The sequence below is a fragment of the Nostoc sp. NMS2 genome, from assembly GCF_017115105.1.
In the GTDB taxonomy this organism is placed as follows: domain Bacteria; phylum Cyanobacteriota; class Cyanobacteriia; order Cyanobacteriales; family Nostocaceae; genus Nostoc.
On the sequence record NZ_JABXKH010000022.1, the window covers coordinates 1 to 5,319 of the forward strand.

Annotated in this window: 6 protein-coding genes; 3 read left to right on the forward strand and 3 right to left on the reverse strand. The window is 44.7% G+C overall.

Features of this window, described 5'->3' with window-relative positions; translation table 11 throughout:
• Positions 1-1,060, forward strand: a 1,060-nt coding sequence (locus HWQ36_RS01540; protein WP_292697365.1) for a WD40 repeat domain-containing protein, incomplete at its 5' end; no start/stop codon positions are given.
• Positions 1,061-1,125: 65 nt separating this feature from the next.
• Here HWQ36_RS01540 and HWQ36_RS01545 read toward each other — a convergent pair.
• The 3 genes from HWQ36_RS01545 to HWQ36_RS01555 are packed head-to-tail and all read right to left on the reverse strand — an operon-like array spanning position 1,126 to position 3,170.
• Positions 1,126-1,863, reverse strand: coding sequence for a DUF6753 family protein (locus HWQ36_RS01545; RefSeq protein WP_292697367.1), 738 nt, complete (start codon positions 1,861-1,863; stop codon positions 1,126-1,128).
• On the reverse strand, positions 1,863-2,642 hold the full coding sequence (locus tag HWQ36_RS01550) for a hypothetical protein (protein ID WP_292697370.1): 780 nt from the start codon (positions 2,640-2,642) through the stop codon (positions 1,863-1,865). Before HWQ36_RS01550 ends, HWQ36_RS01545 begins: the two co-directional genes overlap by 1 nt.
• Positions 2,643-3,170: a hypothetical protein gene (locus tag HWQ36_RS01555; RefSeq protein ID WP_292697372.1), complete on the reverse strand. Its 528-nt coding sequence runs from the start codon at positions 3,168-3,170 to the stop codon at positions 2,643-2,645.
• A gap of 454 nt (positions 3,171-3,624) precedes the next feature.
• Here HWQ36_RS01555 and HWQ36_RS01560 point away from each other — a divergent pair, with 454 nt between their 5' ends.
• Together HWQ36_RS01560 and HWQ36_RS01565 are read left to right on the forward strand one after the other, a co-directional pair.
• Entirely contained in the window at positions 3,625-4,023 is a 399-nt protein-coding gene (locus HWQ36_RS01560; protein WP_292697374.1) for a MobC family plasmid mobilization relaxosome protein, read from the forward strand.
• Positions 4,004-5,319, forward strand: a 1,316-nt coding sequence (locus tag HWQ36_RS01565; RefSeq protein WP_292697376.1) for a relaxase/mobilization nuclease domain-containing protein, incomplete at its 3' end; no start/stop codon positions are given. The genes HWQ36_RS01560 and HWQ36_RS01565, both read left to right, overlap by 20 nt.

Sequence of the window (5,319 nt, forward strand, 5' to 3'; positions counted from 1 at the left end):
TTGGCAGGTCGCCTTCAGCCCGGATGGCAAGACCATTGCAAGTGCCAGTGATGACGCAACAGTGAAACTGTGGGGGATTGATGGCAGCCTGATTACTACCCTCAAGGGGCATGATATGGCGGTTTATGATATCGCCTTCAGCCCGGATGGCAAGACCATTGCCAGTGCAAGTAATGACAAAACAGTGAAACTGTGGCGGATTGATGGCAGCCCCATTACTACCCTCAAGGGGCATAACGATCAGGTTTGGCAGGTCGCCTTCAGCCCGGATGGCAAGACCATTGCAAGTGCCAGTGATGACAAAACAGTAAAACTGTGGCGAATTGATGGCAGCCTTATTACTACCCTCAAGGGGCATGAGGCTGAGGTTAGGCAGGTCGCCTTCAGCCCGGATAGCAAGACCATTGCAAGTGCTAGTTGGGACAAAACAGTGAAACTGTGGGGGATTGATGGCAGCCTGATTACTACCCTCAAGGGGCATGAGGAATCGGTTAGGCACGTCGCCTTCAGCCCGGATGGCAAGACCATTGCAAGTGCCAGTGATGACGCAACAGTGAAACTGTGGGGGATTGATGGCAGCCTGATTACTACCCTCAAGGGGCATGATCTGCCGGTTTATGATATCGCCTTCAGCCCGGATGGCAAGACCATTGCAAGTGCCAGTGTAGACAAAACACTGAAACTGTGGGAGATTGATGGCAGAGAGATTACTACCTTCAATGGGCATGAAGATACCGTTTGGCAGGTCGCCTTTAGCCCGGATGGCAAGACCATTGCAAGTGCCAGTGCGGATAAAACAGTGAGGCTGTGGCGGATTGATGGCAGTCTCATTACTACCCTCAAGGGGCATGAGGCTGAGGTTAACCAGGTCGCCTTCAGCCCGGATGGCAAGACCATTGCAAGTGCCAGTGTAGACAAAACAGTGAAACTATGGAACCTGAATTTAGATAATTTACTGGTGCAGAGTTGCAATTGGTTACACGACTACCTGAAGAATAGTTCCAATATTAGTGAAAACGACAAACACCTTTGTGATGATGTCGGTGGTAAGTTAAACTAACCAGTTTTGCTCAAATAGGTAATGCAGACACAGTTGTTTTAAATTGCGTTTTCAACAGCAAACTTTTACCGCCGTCGTCTCTGATTAGGATCTGTTCCCAACCTTTTCTCAACCCGTTGAAGCTTGGCATTACTCCAATCAGTATTCTGCAAAATTTTCTGTAGAGACTCGGTAGTTTCAATAGGAGTAGGGATTGGGGTCAGGTGCGAATAAAACCAAAACAGAATAAAAAATGAGATCGGAGAAAAAAGCCAGATCATAATAGCTCTACCCCAACCTTTAACGACCGATTCCGCGTCTTTTTGGTTCAATAGAGATATTCCCGTCTGAATCTCGTTCAATTGTTCTTGCAACGGTTGGCTCAATGTCTCTGGTTGCCTTGGGGAGATATTGCTCAAATTCTCGGAGAGTTTGGTTAAGCTCGTCAATTGCTTGAGTTGTTGCTGAGACGTTAGATTTAATGCGCTCAAGGCTGTCCCTAGCTGATTGCAACTGGTCGCTAGATTTTTGATATTCTCCGTGTGGTCGGCTTGAATCTTCAATTGCTCCGCCGTCAGTTGACTCCATTCGTTTAACTCTACCTGTAAATTTTCAAATAATAACTTCCAATCATTTGGAGCGGTTTCTGTCAGTTGTGCCAAATAACCGATGTACTGCACTAACCGAAATGCTGGGTCATCTTGTTTCATCCCAGAATCTAGCGCAAACCGTAAGACTTTCGCTTGAAACTCAGGTGGTTTTTCTGATAGCAACCTATCTAAATGAGATACCGCACCATTGCCATTACCATTACTTACAGCCATTACTCTAACCCCAACTGTATAGCCGCCTTAGAAAACTCAGTTTCAACCGCATCAATCCAGCCATAAACTCTCGATTGATTACTCAAACTAAAATCCTCATGCTCTAGAGCTTCCCGGAAGGTAAGATCCTTGGAGTCAACGAGGTCAAAAATATCGTCATATAACTCAGGCAATAACAGTTCAACTGCCCCCAATGCTTCTACAGCCTGCTTCATCTTAGAATTGTTGTAGCGAGTGAACTTGTGTTCATCACCCCAGTAAAGATTTTTTACAACTACATAATCAACTTTGTCGCCGCAGAAATCCATCAGCCGTTTTAACTGCAACAGACTATCTTTAACCCGACCCAGCACCGACACCATAGTGATGCGATAACCCAAACGCTGGGCATTTTGAAACAGAAAAATATCCTTAGCCACCGATTCAAAATATTCAGCAGCCCCAGCAGGCAGATCCACCAGAGATACTTGAGGTGATAAACGCTTCAAATCATCCTGCAAAGCATCAGCACCACCGCGCTGATTTAGTTTAAGCGTTTGTACGCCAGGAGCGACTTTGTTGTAATGACGATAAAGCTGAGGGTTTGACTGGTCACACTCATAAGCGATGCAGTTGATATTTCTGTGGCGGTAAATGTCGAGTAGGATTCTAGCGACCACACTTTTACCAGTACCGCCCTTATCCCCAGTCACCAACACTAAGCGCCCAAGAGTTTTTGGCTGTTCAGTTGCTTTTTGTTCTAGAACTTGGTCAGCCGATTGTTTAGGTTTGACTACCATCTACAAATCCTCGTCGTTTATTATTTCAGGCACAAAAGCAAGGCGAGAGGAATTTTGATTCTCTAGAGCCTTAGCATCAGAGGTCTTTTTAGCCGTTTTAGGAGTTTTAGTAGTTGTTGATTTTGATGAAGCTGGTTTTGATTCTGGTTTTGATTCTGGTTCTGATTTTTGAACAGACTGATTAGTGCTTTGCTCAGAAGTCGAATCCTCACTAACTGCCGGCTCATCAATAACTGGTGTACTAGTATTCTCAAGACTTGGAGTAGTAACTGATTTTTTGCGTGTAGACCTACGAATATCGTTAAGTAAATAACGGATACGTTCAGGACTGATGTTGATATCTAAAGGGGCTAAAGTTTTAGACACTTCCTCATAGGTATAGCCGAGACGAAGTACCCGTTCAATTTGACGGCGCATTTTTTTAATAGCTGCTCGTGCTGGGATATCATCTAATTCCTTAGCACCCAAAGCGCGTAGAGCATCAAGAGCCTCTGGAATCTTTGACTTAGGAATATTGTCTTTAGCCACAAGAGTAAAAATCAAACTAATGTTTATCTTTAAAACTTTACTTGAATCTAGAGCATCTATCTAAAGACAGGTAATTATCAATGCAACAAATAGTTAAGAGACAGTAACAGATATTAACGTAACTGATTGAACAGTGATTACTAAGAACGTGTAAGATAACTCACGAACAGTTAATCAAAAATAAATCACACAGTTCTCAGTAAAAATTATTCATACTGTAATTTACGTCAACTCGCTAGTAATATCATCGTGGTGGTAGCCGCAGATTACGCATTGTGTCCCCTAGTGGGTAGTTCCCCTAGTTCTTCTGCCTCCCCCGAAGACTGGTTAGGAGCAAGCCATGCCTAGCACTGCGTGCTGTCGTCGCTACGCTCGACTTGGCAGGCTTGCCAAAGGGGGAAGTATCCCCACTTTGGAAACCCCCTCAAAAACTGCATCAACTCAAGTTTGACTTATGCCCAAAGCTTCTTCTCAATCACTTGTCCGCACCAAAATGTTGCAAGCGCGATTCAGCCCGATTGAATATGAGATGATTCGCTCAAAAGCAGAAGATACGGGCTTGAGCTTGGGAGAATTAACCAGACGCTGTATGTTGCTGCGACCAATCCCAGCACCACCGCCGCGATTAGGCAGAGTAACACTGGACACATACTTGGAACTATCGCGCATCGGCAACAACATCAACCAACTGGCTAAAGCCACCAATACCGCCATTAAAATGCAGTTGCCACCGCCAGCATCACCAGAACTTTTACAAGAACTATTAGAAGTGTTACGACACTGCCAACGGGAAATAGCCAATACCTTCATCGAAGAATCGGACGAGGAAACAGATGATTGGCAACCAGACTAAAGGGCGAGGGTTTCGCGGACTGCTGAATTATTTGGAGTCTCAGAAAGATGCTAAACTCATTGGTGGCAACATGGGTGGCAATAACGCCCGTGCCCTGGCCAGAGAATTCAAAATCTCTCGACAACTAAACCCAGAAGCTGACCGAGTAGTGTACCACGCATCATTATCACTACCAGACAACGAGCGACTAGACGAACCAACCTGGAACGAACTTGCTAACCGCTATCTCGAAGAGATGGGCTTTGACAGTAACCAATACGTAGTCTACAGACACAGCAATACCGAACACGACCACATACATATCTGCGCTAGCCGCATTCGGTTAGATAACGGGAAGATTGTACATGATAGCTGGGATTACAAGCGTAGCGAAACCATTATTCGGCAGCTAGAACAAGATTATGGTTTACAACAAACCCAGAGTAGCCACGAGAAATTATCGCGTAATCCCAGTATTGGACAACAAAAACGGCTAGAAAGAGAACATGAAGAATATATCAACGGTGAGCGCCTTACACCACAAGAGCGCCCCATTAAGCAACAACTCCAGGAATTAATCGACCGCGCCACAATAGACAAACTAACTATGCCCCAACTGGTTGAGCGGTTGCAATTACAAGGTGTAGAAGTTCGTCACGGCTTAACACGTAACGGCAAAAGTAAGGGCATCTCGTACTCGTGGAATGACCAGAAATTTAGCGGCACTTCTTTGGGGCCTGCTTATACATGGCCAGGTTTACAAAAACATAAGGGGATTGATTACCAGCCCCAACGGGATGATGAGCTTATTGAGAATCTGTTGAAGAATCCTAAAGAGCAAGCAGTGGAGAGCCAAAGATTCATAAATATAATCGCTGACTTTATCGAACAGTCAGTAGTTGATGATGCCTTGGCTGAAACGTTACCACAATTAACAGAACAACTGTCTGCGTATCAGCAGCAGCTAGCTAATAATAAAACCACATTTGACGACCTGGAAACCGCGATTGTTGATGAAGAGCAACGACTATCATCACAAAGAGCAGTGGATGCAATCTCTGACTTTATTGAACAGTCAGTAGTTGATGATGCCTTGGCTGAAACGTTGCCACAATTAACAGAACAACTATCTATTTATCGGCAACAACTCTTTCGAGCTAAAACTGCATTCAATGACTTTGAAACAGCGTTGACGACTGAGTTGCAATCCCACGCAGAGAAGAAAGCAATTTTGTCAATCTCTGATTATATTGAGCAATCAGCTATCGAGTCAGCTTTAACTGAAACAGTATTAGGATTAACAGAGCAACTGTCTCA

Excerpts from the sequence above, each read along its gene's own strand:
- HWQ36_RS01560 (WP_292697374.1), top strand. The coding sequence starts at position 3,625 with ATGCCCAAAGCTTCTTCTCAATCACTTGTCCGCACCAAAATGTTGCAA.
- HWQ36_RS01545 (WP_292697367.1), bottom strand. The coding sequence starts at position 1,863 with ATGGCTGTAAGTAATGGTAATGGCAATGGTGCGGTATCTCATTTAGAT.
- HWQ36_RS01550 (WP_292697370.1), bottom strand. The coding sequence starts at position 2,642 with ATGGTAGTCAAACCTAAACAATCGGCTGACCAAGTTCTAGAACAAAAA.